We start from the raw sequence: 22,294 nt of genomic DNA, 5'->3' as shown, positions 1-22,294 counted from the left end.
TTTTGGGATTTAGGAGTTTGAAGGAAGGATTGATGTGGGGTGACTGAACGCTATTCTCGCCAAGAGTTATTTACTCCAATTGGATTGGAAGGACAAAAGAAGATTAGAAGTAAGCATGTGTTAATTGTAGGTGCTGGTGCACTAGGTACGGGCAGTGCTGAGGGACTGGTTCGAGCTGGAATTGGAAAGTTAACAATTGTAGACCGTGATTATGTAGAATGGACAAATTTACAAAGACAGCAATTATATAGTGAAGAAGATGCGGCAAATCGTTTACCAAAAGCTGTTGCAGCAAAACAACGCTTAGAAAAAATAAATTCAGAGGTCGATATCCGGGCTCATGTCATGGATGTTTCCATTCAAGAGATTGAAAATATCATTGATCATGTTGATTTAATAATCGATGCTACCGATAATTTTGACATAAGAATGCTCTTAAATGATGCTTCACAAAAGTATAAGATTCCTTGGATTTACGGGGCATGCGTTGGGAGCTATGGAATTAGCTATGCTATTCTTCCTGGTCAAACACCATGTCTGCATTGCCTCTTAGAAACTGTACCCATGGGTGGACTAACATGTGATACGGTGGGAATTATTAGTCCAGCTGTACAGATGGTGGTAGCCTATCAGGTAACCGAAGCTTTAAAAATATTGGTTGAGGATTACGATGCATTACGCAGTAAATTGGTTTCGTTTGATTTATGGAAAAATCAACATACCGCGATTAAGGTTGATCGTGTGAAAAAGGAAAGCTGTCTTTCCTGTGGAACAAATCCAACCTATCCTTTTTTATCCTATGAGAATCAAACAAAGTCAGCTGTTTTATGTGGACGAGATTCTGTTCAAATACGGCCTAGTGAAAAAATCGAAAGAGATTTAGATTCACTTGCGGAGCTTTTATCCACCCAAGGTGGCAAGGTCGAAAGAAACCCATACTTACTATCCTTTCAAAAAGGACAAAACCGAATGGTCATTTTCAAAGATGGGCGTGTTCTCATCCATGGAACAAAGGATTTATTAGAGGCTAAAAGCCTTTACCATCGATATTTGGGATAATTTCAAATTGAGGAACTTGTCGAAAAACTAGTGATTGACAATAACATGTCCATGATGGTAATCTAACAAAGTATTAAGATTACTACAAAATGGAAGGGAGGGTAACGAAATGAAAAAGCAAAAGATTTATCCAATTAACTTTATACAATTCGTGACCCTTCCTATTGTAAATATAGATTGATAGTCCACGACTATCAAAATTAACATCTACACAAAGGATACACAGGTCACGCTATGCGGACGTGTGTTTTTATGTGCTTTTTAGGGCATATCGCGCTTGCGCCGGTATGCCCTTTTTGCGTCTTTTTGGGTACAACAACCTCAAGGTTGTTTACTATAAAAGTACAAAAAGAATAAGTGTTCAAAAGGAGGATGAAGAGGACCGCGTCGACAAAAACGCCACGGCCTCATGTCTTGTCGACACTAGCACGTCCTGTGCGTCGAAATTTCAAGGCGACGCGAGCACCCGAGTACCGGAGCGAGGCAACTGCTTGAGTTAACATCCATGCAGCCTTACGCTGAGGAATTGACTTCGTGAATAAACTAGCAGACGCAAGCGCATGTCCTAGTTATTACCATGTTCTCGGAGAAATGTTTGCAGAAATTCGAAGCGTCATATTCACCGCACTTTTTGAACAACAACTAAGGGAGGAAGTTGAAATGAATGTGATTATTGCATTGAAATATGTCGGAGATCCAGAAAGCGGTTAGAACAGTGGAACGTGAAGGGAGAGGACACATATGTTTTCAGTTTTAGGAAAATTAAGATGGTTTTTTAAACAATATTGGAAAAGATACACTGTTGCAATTATATTGTTAACAATAGTAGGTATTTTAGAAATCATACCTCCAAAGATAATAGGTCTTGCGATTGATGAAATTCATATCGGAACACTAACCTCAGAAAAAATAGTCCAATATCTATTATTCTTAGCAGCTTTAGCAATTGTTATTTACGGAATCACTTATATTTGGATGTATCAATTATTTGGCGGTGCCTATCTCGTTGAGAGAATCTTGAGAGGGCGATTTATGAGGCATTTGCTAATCATGAAGCCTAGTTTTTATGAGAAAAATCGAACCGGTGATTTGATGGCTCGTGCAACGAATGACTTAAAATCTGTTTCTCAAACAGCCGGGTTTGGGATTTTAACTTTAGTCGATTCCAGTATATTTATGCTGACCATTCTTCTTACGATGGGATTTTTAATAAGCTGGAAGCTAACATTTGCTGCACTGATTCCTCTTCCGATTATGGCGATCATTATGAATATTTACGGAAAGAAAATTCATCAACGGTTTATGGAAGCACAGGACTCATTCGGGACCTTGAATGACCAAGTACTCGAATCGATTGCAGGAATTCGTGTAATTCGTGCGTATGTCCAAGAAAAGGCGGATGAACAACGTTTCAGTCATTTGACTGAAGATGTTTTTCGAAAAAATATTAAGGTAGCAAAAATTGATGCTTTGTTTGATCCAACAATGAAGATATTGGTGGGATTAAGTTATTTAATTGGCCTTGGATATGGGGCCTATCTCGTATTTCATAATGTAATTACCCTTGGGGAACTGGTTTCTTTCAACGTATATCTTGGAATGATGATTTGGCCGATGTTAGCAATTGGTGAACTCATCAACATCATGCAGCGGGGAAATGCATCACTCGACCGTGTGAATGAAACACTAGCCTATCAGCCAGATGTTGCAAATCACAAAAATACAATAGAAATCAAGTTGCCTGAACAAATCGAATTTCATAAGGTGACTTTCCAATACCCTACATCAACAGTGAAAAACCTTGAAGATGTTAATCTTACTATAAATAAGGGGGGCACTTTAGGGGTTGTAGGTAAAACAGGAAGCGGGAAGACAACATTTGTAAAGCAGTTGCTTCGTGAGTATCCTGTTGGCAAAGGAGAACTTATGATTTCCGGAACACCAATTGACCGCATTCCAATGGAGACACTTCACGGTTGGATTGGTTATGTACCGCAAGACCATATTTTATTTTCGCGATCAGTTCGTGAGAATATCCTATTTGGCAATAAAGATGCAACAAATGATGAGCTTGAAAAGGCGATTGAACTTGCAGCTTTTAGCAAAGATTTAACAATGCTACCAGAAGGTTTGCAGACCCTTGTAGGTGAAAAAGGGGTAGCGTTATCAGGTGGGCAAAAGCAAAGAATCTCAATAGCACGTGCTTTACTCATTAATCCGGAAATTCTTATTTTAGACGATTCATTATCAGCAGTTGATGCGAAAACTGAAACTAAAATCATTGAGAATATTCGAAAAGAGCGTGCAGGTAAAACAACTATTATAACGACTCACAGATTATCTGCCGTAGAGCACGCGGATTGGATTGTTGTACTAGAGGATGGTCGAATAATTGAAGAGGGAACTCACTTACAGCTATTAGCCATGAACGGTTGGTACAAAGAACAATTTGACCGACAACAGGTAGAGGAACTAACAGAAAATGGGGTGACAGCATGAACGTAGGAAAACGTCTCGTATCTTATGCACTCCTTTATAAGAAAATGATAATTTCAGCACTATTAATGCTGTCGCTCGCAGTAGCAGCTGAATTAACGGGTCCATTCATTGCAAAGACCATGATAGATGACCATATTTTGGGAATCGAGAATAAATGGTATGTAACGACTGAAAGCATGGATGCTGTAGAATACAACAATACTTGGTATAAACGCTCTGATAATTTCTCAGAGGGTGAGGATAAGGGTGCCGAATCACGTATTTTACAGGTTGGCCGTTCTTATTATTTTGTGGATAGGCCAATCGAGTTTGATGGGGAACGAACAGTAAAAAACGGGAATCTTGAAATTAGAAGAAATGGTGAAACACTAGTATACCCTGCATCAAAATTATCCGTTGATGAGTTGTTCGCATTTTATCGACCTGAGATTCCAAAGCTCATTAAATTAATTGTGGCCTATTTCGGTCTCTTAGTAGTTGCATCCATTTTTCACTTTGGGCAACGCTTTTTATTGCAGACATCCTCAAATCGTATTATTCAAAAGATGCGCCAGGATGTATTTGCGCAAATACAGCGGTTACCGATACAGTATTTTGATAAATTGCCAGCTGGTAAAGTGGTTTCAAGAATCACAAATGATACGGAAGCAATACGAGAACTGTATGTAACTGTTTTAGCTAATTTTTTCTCAAGTATTATTTACATCACTGGGATATTTATCGCGTTATTTTTATTAGAGGTAAAGCTTGCTCTAATTTGTTTAATCCTTGTTCCAATCTTAGTTATTTGGATTAAGGTCTACCGGAAATATGCTTCAAAGTATAATCATAAGATTCGCTCACTGTTAAGTGAAATCAATGGAATGATCAACGAATCCATTCAAGGGATGACTATTATCCAGGCATTTAAAAGGCAGGAAGAATCCCGAAAGGAATTTGAAGAGCTTAATGAGAAACATTTTTCTTATCAAAATAAGCTACTAAGTTTAAACGCTTTAACTTCTTTCAATCTTGTTGGGGTTCTCCGAAATGTATCATTCGTAGCATTAATCTGGTATTTTGGAGGAGCATCTTTGTCTGCAAACAGCGTTATTTCTTTAGGTGTCTTATATGCTTTTGTTGATTATTTGAATCGACTCTTTCAGCCAATTACTGGAATGGTCAACCAATTGGCGATTTTAGAACAATCATTAGTAGCGGGTGAACGGGTCTTTACGCTTCTCGACTTAGAAGGTGTCGATGTAAATGAGGAGAAACTACCTCGCTACAAAGGAAATGTTGAGTTTAATCATGTTAATTTTGGTTACAAAGAAGGGGAATATGTTTTAAAAGATATCTCCTTTGAAGCAATGCAAGGAGAGACCGTAGCGCTTGTTGGTCATACAGGTTCTGGAAAGAGCTCAATCATGAATTTACTGTTCCGCTTTTATGATATTAAGGATGGACAAATATTGATTGACGGGAAAAATATAAATGATATTCCGAAACAGCAACTGCGTAAGCACATGGGAATTGTGTTGCAGGATCCTTACCTTTTTACTGGTACGATTGCAACGAATGTGAGTCTAGATGACCCTTCAATATCAAGAGAAAAGGTTGAAAAGGCATTGAAGGATGTTGGGGCAGACCAACTGCTGAAAAGCTTGCCTAAAGGATACGATGAGCCTGTGATCGAGAAAGGAAGTACATTGTCATCAGGACAAAGACAGCTTATTTCCTTCGCGCGAGCACTTGCCTTCGACCCTGCAATCCTCATTCTTGATGAAGCCACGGCAAGTATTGATACTGAAACAGAGGCAATTATCCAAGATGCGTTAGAGGTATTAAAGAAGGGACGAACAACCTTCATTATTGCTCATCGCTTGTCGACGATAAAAAATGCGGATCAAATTCTCGTACTTGATCGAGGCCAAATCGTTGAGCAAGGAAACCATGATGAACTGATGCAAAGGAAAGGGAAGTACTATCAAATGTATCAACTGCAGCAAGGTAAAAATTCAATTGCTGGCTAAGAAAAGGAGTCAGAAAATGTTCATTCCTTTGACAAGAATCCGCCATAAAATAAGCCTGACTTTTCCACATTAGATGATACTATAAAATCATCTAAAGATAATGGGGGAGTCAATATGGAAGAATTATCAATTACATTTAATATTGCTGCAGCATTAGTTTTAGTATTCTTTATCGGTGCAATATTGATTGAATCATAAAAAAATCCACGGTTTTCGTGGATTTTTTTGTTTGGAAGAAAAAAAGGCACAATATGTCAGCGCTTGACTTAAGCTTCCCTACTAAAGCCGCGCGCCTTCCATTTTTCTTTTTAGTCTGGTGTATTTACCATGATGCCCGCTACTTGTTGAAGTCTAGCATAGAAGGCATCTGCTACCTCACCGGTAAGTTCTGTTTCCTCGAATGCTTCTTTCATGCAACGTAGCCAAGCATTTGCTCGAGTTGGTGTGATTTCAAAAGGCATATGACGATATCTCATGGCTGGAGGTCCAAATTCATTACTATACAATGTTGGTCCACCTAGAAACTGGGTTAAGAACATATATTGCTTACGTTTAATTTCTTCAATATCCCCTTCGAATAAAGGAGCTAAATCTGGATTTGCATAAACCTTTGGATAAAATGCATTGACTAAATCATGAATGGCTTCTGCGCCACCAATCTCTTCATATAATGTATTAAGTCTGAAGTCCATATTATCACCGCCGCTAATTTTTCTTTATTAGTACTATATCAATACTAAAAACACAATGGTGTGATTTGAATCACAACTGACTTTATTCAGTTAAGCTCCTACTTATATAGGAAAGTATTAATGCAAAAAACTTAACAATTCAGTTGAGTGTTTAAACCTAGACTGAATAAAGTTAGAGCCTCCGGCGGATGCCACGATTTTTCAAAGGTAATTTTTCCCGCATTTACTGGTACTAAGCCCTCATGGAGGGCAAATACCAGTAAATGCCCGATTGGTTCAACTAACAATCGGTAGAAAAAATTTCACCGATTGAAGTTTCACTGTATCTCGCAGTAAGTTCAAAGACTAAAAACGCCACATCCTGTGGCAACGTCTTTATGACCCACTTCCTGTGGGACTAAAATCGGGCGCAAATACGCCAAGGCGAATTTGATTAGATATAATGATTCCCATATAAAAGAATGTTTGCTATTATAAAAATAACCGGAAGAATTTGTATTATCATTTAACAAATACCTTTGTTTTATCTTAAACAAATACAAAGGTAATTACAATTAGGAGTGTGAAAATTACGTGGACGATTTGCCACTGAGTACCATTATTTTGTTACTCATTCTTATCATGTTATCAGCGTTTTTCTCAGCAAGTGAAACGGCTTATTCAAGTGTTAATCGAATAAGACTGAAGAATTATGTGGATGAAAAGCGACGCGGAAGTAAGAAAGCATTTTTTATTACGGAGAACTTTGATAACGCCCTTTCAACAATTTTAGTTGGAAATAATATCGTAAATATTGCTGCTGCATCAATCGCCTCAAAAGTAGCAACCGATCTCTTTGGTGGGAATACGGGACTTGTTATCAGTACATTTGTGATGACATTACTTATTTTAATATTTGGGGAGGTTCTTCCAAAATCATTTGCAAAAGAAAATGCGGAAAGCTTCTCATTAAGAGTCTCCGGTATATTATTTACATTAATGAAAATTCTGACACCAATTACATATTTATTTGGACTATTAAAAGCATTGGCAGCTAAACTCATCAAAAGTAATAATGAGACTCCGTCCTTTACAGAAGAAGAAATCAAAGTAATGGTTGATTTAAGTGAGGAAGAAGGAGTTATTGACAATAAAGAAAAAGAATTAGTGCATCGATCACTCGACTTTAATGATATTTTAGTCGGAGAAATATTGACACCCCGCATTGACATGATTGCCGTTGAAGTCAATGATTCGATAGAAAATATTAGAGATATGTTCTTAGAGGAACGCTTTTCACGTGTACCGGTTTATGAGGACAACATAGATAATATAATTGGAATTTTATCAGAACGTGAATTTTTAAGTCTTCTTGTTCAACAAAAGAACATTAATATCCGTTCAATTATTCGCAAACCATTCTTTGTTGTTGAATCGATGAAAATTTCTACACTACTACCTGAACTTCAAAAAAGTAAAACACATCTAGCAATTGTTGTGGATGAATTTGGTGGTACCTCCGGTTTAATTACGCTAGAGGACATTATAGAGGAAATTGTTGGAGAAATTTGGGATGAACATGATGAAAAGATTAAATATTTTACACAAATAGATGAAAATACTTATGAAATAAATGCAGATATGCCACTTGACGATTTTTCCGATATCATTGGAATTGAGGAGCCTGAAAGCTCACACTATTCAGTAGGTGGTTGGATTTTTGAATCATTTGAAAAAATTCCAGTTGTCGGAGATACGTTTGACTATTTGCATCTCACAATAAAAGTTACTGAGGTTGAAAACCGCAGGATTAGAAAGGCTTTCGTAGAAGTAAATCAACCTATATTAGATATCGAAAATTAACATATTCAGGGGACGGTTCTTCTGGTTTTCATAAAAGTGGAAACCTGTAGAACCGTCCCTTTGTACTTTATTGGATAATACTAGCCACAGTCTGTGGGATGGGGACTTTGTCATCAACGCCATATTTCTTCTCAAACGAGTGATATTCAAAAAGTGTACCTTCAGGTGAAGTCACGGCAAGGTCAAGAATGTAGTCGCCATGATCACCTTTTGTCTCTAGATAAAAGGTAGTATCTGCAATTTCTAGATGATAAAAATGATACTGGAATCCAAGAAATTCTTTGACATCAAAACGGGTGTCTGGGTGCGTAGAAATATACTTGGCAAGTTCATCTATCGTTGACATTGGCCGATTCAAAACAGTGTTTATTTTTTCTTTTACCATTTGTGATGTTGTTGTCAATGTATCTTTAGCCTTTGTTGTTATGTCTCGAATAATTTGATTTACTTCACTCAATGTGGATCTCTCCTATAGGGATTTCTAGTCTTATGAGTAGTAATCCTGATAGCCTTCATTTGATGATTCAGCCTTTTTTTCATTCGTGCTATTGTAAGGGGCTGTAATCTCGCCTTCCATATAAGAATCACTTACTTGTTCATGTGTTGTAGCTAATCCTTGTGATAATTGATCATTCTTACCGTAATCTTCTGGTTGATAATGTCTTGCAGCTAATTCATTCGTATTGTTTTGTACGTTATCCTTCAAAGCGAATTCCTCCTAAAAATAATATCTTCTTTCTTAGTATCTCAACAACAATATTTAATAAATCAAGTCAAAAGTTGGAAACCTTATATAAAACAAGAGACACCCTTAAAGGGTGCCTCTTAAGCCATAATATTTAATTTTTTATTAACCTTGACGACCACTCATAGATTGTTGAGCGAAAGATACTAAACGTTTTGTAATTTCTCCACCAACTGATCCGTTTGCGCGAGATGTAGTGTCAGCACCTAAGTTAACACCAAATTCTTGAGCAATTTCATACTTCATTTGGTCGATAGCTTGTTCTGCACCTGGTACTAATAATTGGTTACTGTTGTTGCTATTGTTGTTTGCCATTTTTCCTTCATCTCCTTAAACTGATTTTTATTTGGTGGGTTACTCCGGAATTGCACCAGATATAAGGGTTTCCTTAGCCTCTAGGCTAACCCGAGTAAAAACTGTTTAAAGATGTTTCGGTGTTGCTTGGTGAGTTGCTGTTGCTGTGTTTGTACTAAGTATTATGTGACGAAGAGAAGAATATATTCTAGAATTTATCTACCAAATAATTCCTATGAAAAAGAAAGCATAACAGTATTGTTTCGTCAAAAACTATCGGTAAGTAATTAAGAATATAGGAGAGAAGACCATGCCAATTTGTCCATTATGTAATGGCTTTAACAATGCTAGCTTCTCATGTGCACAATGTGGGAATTCCTTAGAGGATTCAGGACGTATTATTGATTATTTTGGTCCCTACAGTGCTTATATGCAGATAGATTCCATGAAGAAAATAGATGGGATAGAGACAACTTTACAAAATAATGAATGTGCTCATTTGTTTTATTGTCCAAACTGTAACAACCAAGAAACGATCCTAATTAAAGAATAGCAAATCTGCATGAATGTAAAAAAGTCGCCCAAGTGGGCGACTTTCTATTTTCAAATTAGCGAATTCTTTTTTCTGACTCAGCATCGAAGAAATGGCATTTGTTCATATCAAATGCAAGTTCGATTGTTTCACCTGGTTTTGCTTGTGTACGAGAATCTACACGTGCAACGAAATCCGTATTCCCAAGTTGTGAATAAAGCATTGTTTCTGCACCAGTTAATTCAGATACTTCAATAAGTGCATTAATTTTAGATCCTTGAGAAGACTCGATGAATACAGGCTCATCATGGATGTCCTCAGGACGAATACCAAGGATGATGTCTTTGTTTACATAGCCTTGCTCACGAAGAACTTTCATTTTACCTTCAGGAACAGCAATGTTTACATTGCCGATGGTAAATGTACCATCTTTTAAAGTACCTGGGAAGAAGTTCATCGCAGGGGATCCAATGAAACCAGCAACGAATACGTTTTCAGGGTTATCATAAACATCTTTTGGTGCACCGACTTGTTGAATAATACCATCTTTCATAACAACAAGACGAGTAGCCATTGTCATCGCTTCAGTTTGGTCATGCGTTACGTAAATAGTAGTTGTTTGCAGACGTTGGTGAAGTTTAGAAATTTCAGCACGCATTTGTACACGAAGCTTTGCATCAAGGTTTGATAAAGGCTCATCCATTAAGAATACCTTTGCGTCACGAACAATCGCACGGCCTAACGCAACACGCTGACGTTGACCACCTGATAAAGCTTTTGGCTTACGCGTTAAGTATTCTTCTAGGCCAAGAATTTTTGCTGCTTCTTTCACACGACGATCAATTTCGTCTTTAGGGAACTTACGAAGCTTTAATCCGAAAGCCATGTTATCATATACACTCATATGTGGATATAATGCATAGTTTTGGAATACCATCGCGATGTCACGGTCTTTCGGAGCAACATCATTCACACGTTTATCATCAATGAAGAAATCACCTTGGGAAATTTCTTCTAATCCTGCAATCATACGTAAAGTTGTAGATTTACCACAACCAGATGGACCTACGAATACGATGAATTCTTTATCTTGAATATGAAGGTTAAAATCTTCTACTGCTGTTACTTTATTGTCATATACTTTGTAAATATGGTCTAATACTAATTCAGCCATTGTTTCTCCTCCTAGTGTAAACGTTTTCGATAGTTAAAGTTTACTTTAGAGAGGTCAAAATCGTAAATGTATAAATTGCACAAAACTTTGAAAGGGTTTTCGTGCATGTCTACAAATCTGAATAGTGCTCTAATTCTAGAATTGCTAAGTACGTCGTAACTGCACCATGAAAATGCTTTATATCGACTCCCGACTTTTCGATGAATTTCTCAATACGATACTGCAAGCTATTCCGGTGCATATATAAACGTTTAGCTGCATTGGATACGTTTAAATCACTTTCAAAGAAAACCTTGATTGTCTCAAGTAATTCATGATCGCCCTGAAGTTCCTCGGGAATTATATTTTTAAGTTGATTTCGAAAACTTCTATCCAATCCTTCTAACAGTATAAATGGCAAAACATCATGAAGTCGGTAGACTTTCTGTTTATGTAAAAAGTGCATCCCTTTACGAAACCATTCCCTTTCATTTTGAAAAAGCGAACCGAGATTGTCAGTGAGGGGATGGGTTTGTCCAATGAATAAATTCATATCCGTATAGAAATCACTAGTTAATGTAACAGTAATTTCATCATAAATGACTTCCTCAATCATTTCTTCATTTCTTGTTTCAATTAGAACCCCACTCGAGTCATTTTCCCATAAGAAGATTGTATCCCGTGGTAAAAGCGCTTGTATGGCTTCCTGGAATTCAAGTTTGTCGGTAATAGGTTGGTCAGCATAGAATTGAATAAATCGGCATTGTGTAAAAGACATTTGATTTGAAGAAATGTTTCCTTGTTGCAAAAACAAAAGGTTATACCAGAACGCCTGAGTATCCGTCATATCATTTTTATGTGTACCATACGGTGTAAAAAGGGAAGACAGAAGGGAGGCCTCTTTTGGCGAAAGTTGCTCCTTTTTTATCCCAAACAAAGGTCCAGAATCTGTTAGAAACCACATATATTTCTCTGTATTATATGGCGATTCGGACGTTACAAACGCATCCTTATAGTGATTCTTTAGATTTTCAATCATGTAAAATAACTCCTTATATCGAACATAAAAAATCTCCTTCCATTATAACAGAAGGAGAAAGTCTGTATAACTGCTATTCAATTTCTTTCGGTGGTTCTTCCTCTACAAAATCGCGAGCTTCTTCTATATTGGTTTGATCATGAAAGCGATAGACACTTCCACCAGCCATCCCTTCGTTTATGAAGCGATCGACATCCATGAATACCTCATCTTTACCTTCATATTGAAGGTCTTCGCGCTCTTTTCCTTTGTTTTCCATATAAAAACCTCCTTTATAGCGGATGTTCAAAAAGTCCGGTGAAAATGACACATCGATATCGGATCTTCTACTAAGTACCGACACATCCTGTGTCGAACGTCGAAGTCACCACATTCTGTGGAAGCTCGTTGGCTTGTTTTTCCGTTCCTTGGAAAAGAAAATCACTTTTCCTACGTGCTAGAACATCTGCTCACGTATTAACTACATACGTTCTGCTACTCAAAACTGCACCGCCTTGAACCTTCGACACACAGGACGTGCTAGTGTCACAAGACATGAGGCCGTGGCGTTTTTGTCGACGTGGTCCTTTTCATCCTCCTTTTTGAACACGCAATTGTAGTCTTAGTCTGTGAAGGAGGTGAATAGAATATCCTGTTAATTATCATAAACATGAAAAAGCATTAATTCATGAATTTGTTTGGTTATATCATTTATTACTTTTAAATCAGGATGATTGCCGTGCCAATCGATGCTACCATCCTTATTATAGTTTCCATTATATTTCGTTCCTTGATAATAGAAAGAAAAACTCCAGCCAGGAATTTTACTGCTATGATAAAGAGGTTTCCACTGAAAATGTGAGATCATCAATAAGTTCTCCTTAGGTAGTATTTGAAGGATTAGTAAAAACAGTTTAATACGCTTACACTTTTGTCCCTTTCATTATAAGGAGTTTGGTTAAATTTTCAAGCCCTTTCTCACGAATATAAGTCTCGTCAAATACCATTGGTTTTGAATTGATTTCATAAATATAAATTTCGCCATCAACGGAACGTCCAAGGTCAATTGAGAATTCCCCGATAAATTGGTCAATTTGCTCTGTAAGCTCTTTTCCAATCTCAAAAACAAGTTTTTGTAAAATGGCTTCATTAAAACGGCTGGATACCGATTCATACGGAATGATTGCCCCGCCATTTGGAACATGTGTGGTTACCCCATTCTCACCCGCAACTCGTACTCCAATACCGCTAATGATATACCCACTTTCGTCATAATGACATAATAGACGTAGGTCGTACCGCTTGCCTTTAAAAGTGTCAGCCTGAATGGCCTTTTGCAATAGATATTCCTCTTGTATAAACGATTCTTCAATTTTCTCCCAAAATGAGGCAAGGGATGAATAGCTTTGTTTTTCGTTTGGTGTTTCAACAATAAAAAGACTTTTCCTTTTTCTTATTCGGTAAAGGCCAATACCCTTATGACCAGTTGAACTTTTAATATAGAGATCCTGATGTTTTGTTATCATTTGTTTAAGGTCGCTTTCTTGTTTAAGAAGTAGAGTATCCGGAAGAAATGATGAAACAAATTTATTCTTTCGTAAAATTTGATAAACAGACCATTTTGAAAAAAAGAACGGGTTAAAAAAGGGAATACCATTTGTTCTAAAAAAAGAAACGATATCAATAAAATGCTTTGATTTCTCCATGTGACGATAAGGAACACGATTATACACAACGTCAGGAAGGGGTGTCCGGAGTTTGATCCATTTTTGTATGGGTTGGTAAAAGGTAAAGCATTCAACTGAATGTTCCTGTAAAGAATTTGGTGTCATAACGATTCCTAAGGCCCCTTCGGACTGTAAGGATGAAAGAATTCTTTTTAAATCTTTGAGATTTCCAACAAAGGAATTGTCCTTGGAAGAACCGGTAAGAATCCCAATCAATGGTCCAACACGCTTTCCACTTTTCGAAACAGAAAAAGGGAGCGAATGCTCCTGCCTGCTCCCAACATAAGAAATGATTGTATTTTCCGTTCCGATATAAAGCCCATTCTCCTCCTCGCATTGATACCATTCCTGTTTTACGGTGTGATAGTAAATGGTGCTCATCTGAACACTTCCTCAGGGGCTTTAATCGTCGTTTCTGTTAAGTAAACAGCGTATTGTAGTGGGAGTCTGCTTGATAGTTTATCGTATTTTCTTAGCTTTGGATGAGAAAAAATCGAACGCCCCGGCTTTGAATTCGCTTCGAAAAGCCACACACTTCCATTCTTGTCAATACCTAAATCAAAACCAAGTTCCCCTATATGCCCTTTTTGTCGAGAATCAATAACTTCACTTAATAAAAGGGCTGCCTGGCTTAGTGAATCAGTGACTTTTTTGCATTCTTCGGCATCAGGAAAAATTTCAGTAAGTGTTCGGACCACGCCACCATTATTTAAATGTGTTGTCACACTGCCGCGACCTGCAATTTTTCCAGCCATCACGCTAACCTGCCATTTTCCTTTTTCATCTTTATTCGTATGAATACGAAAATCAATCGTTTTATGATCACTTCGAATTAAATGAATCCCTTGTTGGACAATATAATGTTCCAATCGTCTATTACGGAAATGAGTGTTAACAAATGACTCAATGGAAGTAAAACGTTGGAGACGATTTTTTCCGTCCGTATCACGAAATCTGCAATAATATTCATCCGTTTCACGATCAAACAGAATTTGATAGATACCTAAACCAAGACTTCCATTTGCTGGCTTAATGTATACATGCTGATATTTAGAAAGCATTCGTTCAATTAGTGAAAAGGTCGGACTTTTATGGGTTTCAGGTAAATACGTAGCGACACGGTGATCACCCTCTAATAACTGATGGATTTCCCATTTATCAAAAAATCCAGGATTAAACCATGGAATTAAGTATTCATCATGTAAACGTTGTTTTATTTCACTTAATGTTTTATGTTTTTCAGTCCGTCGGTTTGGAAGACGGTCATAGACAACATTAGGAAATGGAATTTCAATCGTTTCCCAGCCGTTATGGCTATGAAAAAGTCCATGAATGGTACCCTTATCCCAATCAATATGTTTCGCACCAAAAATAAATACATATGCTCCGACAGCTTTTTCTTGGGCCAATAGCTTTGCGAAAAACAGTGTTCGTTCCCCGATTGGGCGAATCATCGACTCACTAAAACCAGCTGTGAAAATTCCGACCAAAGGACCAATATAGAGATGATCCTCATGGATAATCACTTGCGTTGTACTTGTATAAGGAATTTTTAAGTTGTTAAAAATATCCTGGGAAATTTTAATTTCCTGTTGGTCAGTTTGAACGACCTTACATTCACAGGAGGACGTTCCAAAAAAGATACGCTTGATTGGTGTTTTTAGTTTGAAAGCTTTAGGAATATTCACGGTTCCTGTTACTTGTTCCGTAATTTTCATTGGAAGCGGTGTTCGCATTTATTACAACTCCTTTTTAAAGTGTCTAGCCTCATGCGCCACGGCTCTCTGGTCTAGCCAATCGCTTCTGAAGATAAAAGACACCTTCTGTCAGCGCTCGACTTATGTTTGTCGCGAATAGCGTGCGCCTTTTGCTATTCTAATTAGAATGTAGATACGTGCAATATTGTAATAATGTTGTATAAAGAGTTTCTTCTTGTTCCGGTCTCGTTTCTATAACTACCTTTCTACCTGGTTTTGAATTTGTATCTAATATCCAGAGGGCACCGTCCTTTGTAAGACCTAAATCAACTCCAAGTTCGAATAAGGGATTAAAATGTCCTTCAAGAACATCTGGTAACCTATTAATAATTGTATGAATATTATCCGAGAGTAATTGCCTTTGATTGAAAGACATTTTTTCTGTCCAACTCTCAAAGGAATGAGTTTCCCCACCGCCACCTAAATTTGAGATAAGATGCTCACGCAATCCTAGGCGGATTCCACGACCTTGTTCAATCCATACCCCTTGCGCATTTTTTTGAAGAAGAATTCGAATATCAAAAGGTCGGTTGTCTGCATCATGGAGAGGCAAATAGGTTTGAGTTAAATAGGGCTGGTGAGAAATGACACTATCAAGCCACTTTTTTAATTCCCCTCTTGTTTTAAACTGCTGCTTTTTTAGTTGATTTGCATCTTTATAGATCGCTTCAACATAATCCTGATGAAGAAAGAGACCAATAATCCCTTTTCCCATCGACCCTTTTTCTGGTTTTAGAATAAGTCGATGTTTTTTCATTAGGGTTCGAAGGATAGAAGAGGCGGAGAGTGCTTGTTCAGTTGAAGGGATATAAGGTGATAATTTCTCATCTTGACTTAAAATTTTATAAATCTCCCATTTATTTGGCAGCCCTTGCCCTAGAAATAGATTGCCCGGCCTCCTTTTTAACCAGTTCATAATTGGTTGACTTTTCTTAGAGACATCATCATCTGAGTAGAAACAGCGGTCATATAAATATGTTGGAAGTTCAAACAAGCTTTTTTCCCATGCATGTGAAATCTCATTGTATTTTTCTCCTTGAATCATTTCAGAGGCTGGTTCGATAGAGGTTGGTGTAAATCGGAATAGTTGAATCCCGAATTCAGGCGCACGTTTAGCAAGTTCCGTTGCATAACCTTTTTCCTGATTCGGATAAAGAGTAACAAATCCCAGTGAAATCACAAGATTCTCCCCTTTCTTTTATCCTATTTTTGATTGATCATGTTGGTTGGAAAGGAAGAGACAATGCTGCAGAAGCGCTTTTGCGCTTGGGCGAATTTTGTTAGATAATTTATCCTGTTCCTGATTTTTTGATGGTTTCGTATTAACCTCTATAATTGTTGGCTTTCCAGTTTCATCGAGAGCAAGGTCAATCCCTAACTCCGCAAATAATCCGTCCGCTGTTCCATCAATAATTTCAGCAACTTCAAGTGCTAAGTCTCTTATTAATCTCTTAATATGCGGAATCTCTTTCATTTCAAAGTTTTCGAGAAGGACGCTGTGGACCTTTTGAATTTCTCCACCTCTTGCCAGGTTTGAAACAAATTCATCCTTTGAAGATACACGTGCAACAATCGAGGTTAGTTGCCATTTTTCACTGGCTTGTTTTTGACAAAGTACCCGAAAATCCAATGGCTTTTCTTTATAGGAAAGAAGCGGAATACATTGTTGAACGATGAAAGTATGCTGTTTTAGCCTTGAGAATAAAGATTGAAAGAGGGAAGGGAAGCTTTGATGGACCGTCTCGATGTCACCTGAGAACGTTGTATAATCTAAAAAATACGTATCTTCATCCGTTTTTTGAATCCGAAAAATATTTCTCCCCTGGCTCCCATGGACCGGTTTTACAAATACACATTGATATTTTTCAAGCATTTCAAAGAGAACATCTTTATTTGTTAAAAGCATGGTATCAGGTAGGTATGAATGGAGATGCTCATTATCATATAGCATTTCGTGTACTTCCCATTTATTCAGAAAATGATCATTAAAATATGGGATATTGTTCATTTGCAGTTCATTTGTAAAATCGATAAAACTCGAGTGTTGCTCTCGCTTGCGTGAGTGAATCCGATTGTGAACCACATGAGGGTAGGGAACAGAAGATTTTTTCCATATTCCATCGATAAAGATGTACCCTTTTTGGTCATAAAATGTATTTAAGGTAAAAACGTAGAAAAGCACTCCGATTTCGCTTGCGTAGAGTGAAATTTCCTCGCAAAACTCTCCGATTGAACCAAATGATACCTGGTTGTTTTTTTCTGTTGCTTCCGTTAATAGCCCGATAACGGGACCCATTTCTAGTTTGTCATTTGCTTTTTTGAATAACGTTATTGAAAAGTTCTCAGGAGGAAGCTGTAATTCTTTTAATATGAAAGTTGGACATTGAATGACAGGCTCGCTCTCATTAATAGATACGATATTTACCATAAGACTATTCCTGTTACAGTATAATTCAATTGTCTGTTCCTTTTGTAAGCCAAACTTCTTAATAATGATGTCACTCATTTTTATTTGTAAAAAGGAATCCTGCTCGTCAGAAACAGGAATCACCTCGATAAGAATTTTTTTCGTCATCATGATAACCCCATTTGCGTAACTTGACGTTCAAACACTATAATTGATAAGGTGAAAAACAATTTTGTTTCAATATATAGGCAAATGTCTGATATCGTATCGTATGAAAAGACAATAAAAACTGTGAAAAAAAATTAACTTTATTCAGTAGAAGTCCTTTATTTCTATAAGTGGTATGAAATAGTTTGGGGTAAACAATATAGTGGAAATTATTCCTTGCAGAATAAAGTTAAGCCTTCGGCGGATTCCACGATTTTTAAAAGGACATTTTCCGAGCATATGATCAAAGACTAAAAATGCCAAGTTCTTTGGTAACGTCTTTTTGACCCACAGCGTGTGAGCCTAAAAAAATCGGGCAAATACCGCCTTGGTGTATTTGATATTAAGTTAACAAAGGGTGATCTGTATGAACGTTTTTTTAATGATTGTATTAATGATGGTGATTGGAGCCATTATTGGAGGAGTTACGAATTCATTGGCCATTAAGATGTTATTTCGGCCATATAAAGCCATCTATATTGGTGGAAAACGCCTTCCATTTACTCCTGGATTAATCCCGAAGCGTAGGGATGAGTTAGCAAGGCAAATGGGAAGAACCGTGGTAGAGCATCTTTTAACTCCAGAAAGTCTAAAGAAAAAGTTACTGGATGAAAGTTTTGTTGCCAACATCGAAGGTTGGGCGAAAGAAGAGGTTTCTAAACTGCTGGATACTGAGAAAAATTTAGTCGAGATTGCTGGACAAGTTGGGATATATAATCTTGATGAACGTGCAGAGGAGCAACTAACTAACCTTATTGAAACCAAATTTAAAAGTCTTTTACATGAAATGGGCCAAAAGGAAATAGGCAATGTCATTCCTGAGGAGCTACTTTCAACTATCGAAAAAAGATTTCCAGCGGTCGCGGAATATATAACCGAAAAAGGTATAGAGTATTTCGAAAGTGAGGAAGGGAAACTTCGACTAAAAAGAATGATCGATGAGTTCCTATCGACCCGTGGAATGCTTGGAAATATGGTACAAATGTTTTTAGGAAACACAAGCTTAATAGATAAGATCCAACCTGAAATTATAAAATTTCTATCAAACCCGGGGACAAAGGAGCTTATACAATCTTTGATTGAAAAAGAGTGGAATAAGGTAAAATCCTGGGAGGTTAATATAATTGTTGAGCAGGTAGGGTCAGAAAAAATTCTTTCATTCCTAAAGGAACAGTCTCTAAACATCTTCCCTGTTAAGAAGTATCTTAAAACTCCTGCAAATGAGGTATTACTACCTTACAAAGAAAGAATCCTTGAGACGATAGTTCCTAAAGGGATTGAGATGGCCGGCGAATTTGTGGCAAATCGTATTGAGAAAATGATGAAAAGCCTAAAGCTCGAGGAAATTGTAAAGGATCAGGTTGGAACATTTTCTGTAGAGCGACTAGAGGAAATGGTGTTAGGTATTTCTAAACGAGAATTCAAGATGATTACCTATTTAGGAGCACTTCTAGGTGGAATCATTGGAATTCTTCAAGGGATTATTGCACAGTTTCTACAATAAACATAAACATAAGCAAATCGCTCTGTATAGAATATCTTAAAATATCCACTCTATTTTTTAGATGAGGGTGAATTATATGGAAATGTTTGTTATAGTGGAAAAGAACCATTTTGCTCGTAATAAATCTGGATAAAGGAGGTAGGTAAAATGGGTGTAAATTTATATGATGTTGCTTATGGTGTTGAAAAGGCGATTCGTGAGAGTGATGAGTTTAAACAACTAAAGCATTTATATGATCAAGTGAATAACGACGAAGGTGCGAAGAAATTATTTGAAAGCTTTCGAAATATTCAGTTATCCCTTCAACAAAAACAAATGATGGGTGAAGATATTTCACAAGAAGAAGTAGAACAGGCTCAGAGACAAGTTGCACTTGTTCAACAACATGATACAATTGCAAAACTTATGGAAGCAGAGCAGCGAATGAGCGTTGTTATCGGCGAATTAAATCAAATCATGCTTAAACCACTTGAAGAATTATACGGAAGTATGGATCAACAATAAGACTTCTTTGGAACCTACGCCAATATGGTGAGGGTTCTTTTTTTTGCTCATATATGTGAAACATTAAGTTTCACATGTTGTCGTCCATTTTTCTATATTAGTCTTTTGTTCTAATCAGTTTCATTTTTTCATAACCATATGTATAGGGGACGCCCAACTGAGAAGGAGGACCTGCCATATGTATAGGTTACTAGCAATAAATGTGGATGGCACATTACTACGTCCAAACGGTCGGCTTCAAAGTGGTACAAAGGAAGCCATCGATTTCGTCCGTGCAAAGGAAGTTTATGTGACTCTCATAACAAGACGTCACTTCCCATCGACAAAAAAAATCGCAAAAGCATTAAAGCTGAACTCATTGCTAATTACGCATAATGGAGGATTCATCAGTGATAACCTTGATGAACCTATTTATGTAAAACGTATTTCAGAAGAGAAAACATTTAATATTGTCCAGGTATTAGAAAACTTTAAATGTAGCATTCGCCTCCAACATGAAAAGTTTTCAATTGGCAATCGCGTAAGATTCCCTGGTAATTTAATCGCAAAAGCAATGTTTGGTTCTGGTGATCCACTCTTTTATCCAATGCAGTTTGTCGATTCGCTTGGGGATTATTTAACAGACAATCCTGTTGCACCACCTAAGATTGAGGTCTATTCACAAAGTGAAAATGAACTGAGGGCAATTAGAGAAACAGTGACTGAGCATTTCAATGACATTCAAGTGGATCTAACAGAACCACATAAGCTAGAAATCACTCCTTTTGGGGTTTCTAAGCTTAATGGATTAAAAACGTTAGCTAATCACTTAGATATTCCTTTGCATGAAGCAGTTGTTATTGGAGATTCAATAGATGATATTGAAATCATTGAATCTGCTGGCTTAGGGGTTGCAATGTGGAATGCACCGAAGGAAGTGAAATTTGCTGCTGACTGGGTGACTCGGTCCAACAATATGAATGGCGTCTCCTATATGATTAAAGAGCATTTCCGTAAGCAGCAAAGAATTGACTTCTTAAAACAAATTAAGATTGAAAAATAGAGTTGGGCTTGCCTCCACGGTTTGTGGGGGTTTTTTTATAGGGAGAATGCAGAAACAAAAACTACCCAAAATTCTCATATTGATTAAAAAAGGTACATTCTGTACACTTAAATAAGTATTTTTTTGAAAAGGTGATACAAATTATGCGAATATTATTCAAAGGGCTCGGGGATGACAGGTTTTTACGACCACTACAGCTCATCACGAATCTTTTTTATGAAGAAAGTGAACTCTCAATTAGTGAGTTAGATAATCCTGAGCTATTAATAGACTTCCAATATGAATATAATAGTCCTGTCATAACAACATATGCCAAACTGACTGACATCAAATCCGGGAACGAATTTAAGGGAAGCTATCGTAAGGAATTTCCTCCATTTGAGAATGACAAAGAACTATTTAAAAAGATTAAAAATGCAGTCTCACATGTGTATGTAATGGTGATGCAAGATTTTACAGGTATTACTCAGCCATGGGGAATGCTTACTGGCGTGCGTCCAACAAAACTGTTACACAAAAAGGTTCGAGAGGGAAAATCTCATGAGGTAGCACACAAAGAGCTGAAAGAAGATTACTTAATTACAGATGAAAAACTTGAATTAATGCTCCAAATTGTTGACCGCCAACTCACAATGGTCCCTGATTTATATCAACTACAAAACGAAGTAAGTATTTATATTGGGATTCCTTTCTGCCCAACAAAATGTGCCTATTGTACATTTCCTGCCTATGCGATCAATGGAAGACAAGGTTCGGTTAATTCCTTCCTAGGTGGACTTCATTATGAGATGCGTGAGATGGGGCGTTGGTTGAAGGAAAATCACATTAATATTACAACCGTATATTATGGTGGCGGAACTCCAACAAGTATCACGGCAGAAGAGATGGACATGCTGTATGAAGAAATGTACCAATCCTTCCCAAATGTGAAAAACATTCGTGAAATTACAGTTGAAGCGGGAAGACCGGACACAATTACACCGGAAAAACTAGACGTCCTAAAGAAGTGGAATATTGACCGTATCAGTATTAATCCTCAGTCCTATATACAGGAAACACTGAAAGCGATTGGCCGTCATCACACGGTTGAAGAAACAGTAGAAAAGTTTCATCTTGCACGAAATATGGGGATGAACAATATCAACATGGACTTAATCATTGGCCTTCCGGGCGAAGGAGTAGAAGAGTTCAATTATACCCTTTCAGAAACAAAAAAGCTTATGCCTGAACTGACCTAGCCAAATGAGACATATATAAAACACCTATCCATATTAAATTTAACACTTTTTCATTAATTTGA

21 protein-coding genes and 1 pseudogene are annotated in these 22,294 nt (G+C 37.2%); 10 read left to right on the top strand and 12 right to left on the bottom strand.

What is annotated here, in order from left to right; translation table 11 throughout:
- The first annotated feature begins 39 nt into the window (after window positions 1–39).
- The 4 genes from ACR65M_RS18900 to ACR65M_RS18885 all read left to right on the top strand — a co-directional run bounded on the left by ACR65M_RS18900 (window position 40) and on the right by ACR65M_RS18885 (window position 5,570).
- On the top strand, window positions 40–1,059 hold the full coding sequence (locus ACR65M_RS18900; protein ID WP_341332524.1) for a thiazole biosynthesis adenylyltransferase ThiF: 1,020 nt from the start codon (window positions 40–42) through the stop codon (window positions 1,057–1,059).
- A 534-nt stretch (window positions 1,060–1,593) separates the two neighbouring features.
- The gene (locus ACR65M_RS18895; protein ID WP_341332523.1) at window positions 1,594–1,770 is read left to right on the top strand and encodes a hypothetical protein; all 177 of its coding nucleotides are present in this window, start codon (window positions 1,594–1,596) and stop codon (window positions 1,768–1,770) included.
- Between the two features lie 30 nt (window positions 1,771–1,800).
- The gene (locus tag ACR65M_RS18890) at window positions 1,801–3,558 is read left to right on the top strand and encodes an ABC transporter ATP-binding protein (RefSeq protein ID WP_341332522.1); all 1,758 of its coding nucleotides are present in this window, start codon (window positions 1,801–1,803) and stop codon (window positions 3,556–3,558) included.
- Window positions 3,555–5,570, top strand: coding sequence for an ABC transporter ATP-binding protein (locus ACR65M_RS18885; RefSeq protein WP_440274087.1), 2,016 nt, complete (start codon window positions 3,555–3,557; stop codon window positions 5,568–5,570). The genes ACR65M_RS18890 and ACR65M_RS18885 overlap by 4 nt, the downstream gene beginning before the upstream one ends.
- Window positions 5,571–5,878: 308 nt before the next feature.
- On the opposite strand, the gene ACR65M_RS18880 is transcribed toward ACR65M_RS18885, so the two are convergent.
- Window positions 5,879–6,262: a globin domain-containing protein gene (locus ACR65M_RS18880; protein ID WP_440274086.1), complete on the bottom strand. Its 384-nt coding sequence runs from the start codon at window positions 6,260–6,262 to the stop codon at window positions 5,879–5,881.
- Window positions 6,263–6,835: 573 nt separating this feature from the next.
- Here ACR65M_RS18880 and ACR65M_RS18875 point away from each other — a divergent pair.
- Entirely contained in the window at window positions 6,836–8,104 is a 1,269-nt protein-coding gene (locus ACR65M_RS18875) for a hemolysin family protein (protein WP_341332519.1), read from the top strand.
- 67 nt (window positions 8,105–8,171) lie between these two features.
- On the opposite strand, the gene ACR65M_RS18870 is transcribed toward ACR65M_RS18875, so the two are convergent.
- The 3 genes from ACR65M_RS18870 to ACR65M_RS18860 form a co-directional block, all read right to left on the bottom strand.
- Window positions 8,172–8,561: a hypothetical protein gene (locus tag ACR65M_RS18870; protein ID WP_341332518.1), complete on the bottom strand. Its 390-nt coding sequence runs from the start codon at window positions 8,559–8,561 to the stop codon at window positions 8,172–8,174.
- Window positions 8,562–8,591: 30 nt separating this feature from the next.
- Window positions 8,592–8,810: a DUF4025 domain-containing protein gene (locus ACR65M_RS18865; RefSeq protein ID WP_121447115.1), complete on the bottom strand. Its 219-nt coding sequence runs from the start codon at window positions 8,808–8,810 to the stop codon at window positions 8,592–8,594.
- A 144-nt stretch (window positions 8,811–8,954) separates the two neighbouring features.
- A complete protein-coding gene (locus tag ACR65M_RS18860) occupies window positions 8,955–9,164 on the bottom strand; it encodes an alpha/beta-type small acid-soluble spore protein (protein WP_010283556.1) in 210 nt (69 codons plus the stop codon).
- A 289-nt stretch (window positions 9,165–9,453) separates the two neighbouring features.
- Between ACR65M_RS18860 and ACR65M_RS18855 the strand changes: the two genes are divergently transcribed.
- Window positions 9,454–9,696, top strand: a complete 243-nt coding sequence (locus ACR65M_RS18855; protein ID WP_440274085.1) for a hypothetical protein — start codon at window positions 9,454–9,456, stop codon at window positions 9,694–9,696.
- A 55-nt stretch (window positions 9,697–9,751) separates the two neighbouring features.
- Here ACR65M_RS18855 and ACR65M_RS18850 read toward each other — a convergent pair whose 3' ends face one another.
- The 8 genes from ACR65M_RS18850 to ACR65M_RS18815 all read right to left on the bottom strand — a co-directional run bounded on the left by ACR65M_RS18850 (window position 9,752) and on the right by ACR65M_RS18815 (window position 17,905).
- Entirely contained in the window at window positions 9,752–10,849 is a 1,098-nt protein-coding gene (locus ACR65M_RS18850; protein WP_121447113.1) for a sn-glycerol-3-phosphate ABC transporter ATP-binding protein UgpC, read from the bottom strand.
- Window positions 10,850–10,958: 109 nt separating this feature from the next.
- A complete protein-coding gene (locus ACR65M_RS18845) occupies window positions 10,959–11,867 on the bottom strand; it encodes a PucR family transcriptional regulator (protein ID WP_440274084.1) in 909 nt (302 codons plus the stop codon).
- Between the two features lie 73 nt (window positions 11,868–11,940).
- Complete coding sequence (locus ACR65M_RS18840) at window positions 11,941–12,126, bottom strand: hypothetical protein (RefSeq protein ID WP_341332515.1); 186 nt, start codon at window positions 12,124–12,126, stop codon at window positions 11,941–11,943.
- A gap of 375 nt (window positions 12,127–12,501) precedes the next feature.
- Complete coding sequence (locus tag ACR65M_RS18835; protein WP_121447110.1) at window positions 12,502–12,714, bottom strand: DUF5342 family protein; 213 nt, start codon at window positions 12,712–12,714, stop codon at window positions 12,502–12,504.
- A 55-nt stretch (window positions 12,715–12,769) separates the two neighbouring features.
- Window positions 12,770–13,954 (bottom strand): YheC/YheD family endospore coat-associated protein, encoded by a 1,185-nt coding sequence (locus ACR65M_RS18830; protein WP_440274083.1) that lies wholly within the window; start codon window positions 13,952–13,954, stop codon window positions 12,770–12,772.
- Complete coding sequence (locus tag ACR65M_RS18825; protein WP_341332513.1) at window positions 13,951–15,309, bottom strand: YheC/YheD family endospore coat-associated protein; 1,359 nt, start codon at window positions 15,307–15,309, stop codon at window positions 13,951–13,953. Before ACR65M_RS18825 ends, ACR65M_RS18830 begins: the two co-directional genes overlap by 4 nt.
- Window positions 15,310–15,448: 139 nt before the next feature.
- Complete coding sequence (locus ACR65M_RS18820) at window positions 15,449–16,510, bottom strand: YheC/YheD family endospore coat-associated protein (protein WP_341332512.1); 1,062 nt, start codon at window positions 16,508–16,510, stop codon at window positions 15,449–15,451.
- A gap of 18 nt (window positions 16,511–16,528) precedes the next feature.
- Window positions 16,529–17,905, bottom strand: a complete 1,377-nt coding sequence (locus tag ACR65M_RS18815) for a YheC/YheD family endospore coat-associated protein (RefSeq protein ID WP_341332511.1) — start codon at window positions 17,903–17,905, stop codon at window positions 16,529–16,531.
- A 406-nt stretch (window positions 17,906–18,311) separates the two neighbouring features.
- On the opposite strand from ACR65M_RS18815, the gene ACR65M_RS18810 reads away from it, so the two are divergent.
- The 4 genes and pseudogenes from ACR65M_RS18810 to hemZ form a co-directional block, all read left to right on the top strand.
- A complete protein-coding gene (locus tag ACR65M_RS18810) occupies window positions 18,312–19,448 on the top strand; it encodes a DUF445 domain-containing protein (RefSeq protein WP_341332510.1) in 1,137 nt (378 codons plus the stop codon).
- A 147-nt stretch (window positions 19,449–19,595) separates the two neighbouring features.
- Window positions 19,596–19,952: a YlbF/YmcA family competence regulator gene (locus ACR65M_RS18805; RefSeq protein WP_341332509.1), complete on the top strand. Its 357-nt coding sequence runs from the start codon at window positions 19,596–19,598 to the stop codon at window positions 19,950–19,952.
- Between the two features lie 178 nt (window positions 19,953–20,130).
- Window positions 20,131–20,994, top strand: a complete 864-nt coding sequence (locus ACR65M_RS18800) for a Cof-type HAD-IIB family hydrolase (RefSeq protein WP_440274082.1) — start codon at window positions 20,131–20,133, stop codon at window positions 20,992–20,994.
- Window positions 20,995–21,137: 143 nt separating this feature from the next.
- Window positions 21,138–22,223, top strand: a pseudogene (hemZ, locus tag ACR65M_RS18795) (coproporphyrinogen dehydrogenase HemZ); the annotation flags it as partial.
- Between the last annotated feature and the right edge of the window lie 71 nt (window positions 22,224–22,294).

The sequence above is a fragment of the Ferdinandcohnia sp. SAFN-114 genome (genome assembly GCF_059415045.1).
Note: the sequence above shows the minus strand (reverse complement) of the source record. Positions and strands in the feature narration are given on the sequence as shown.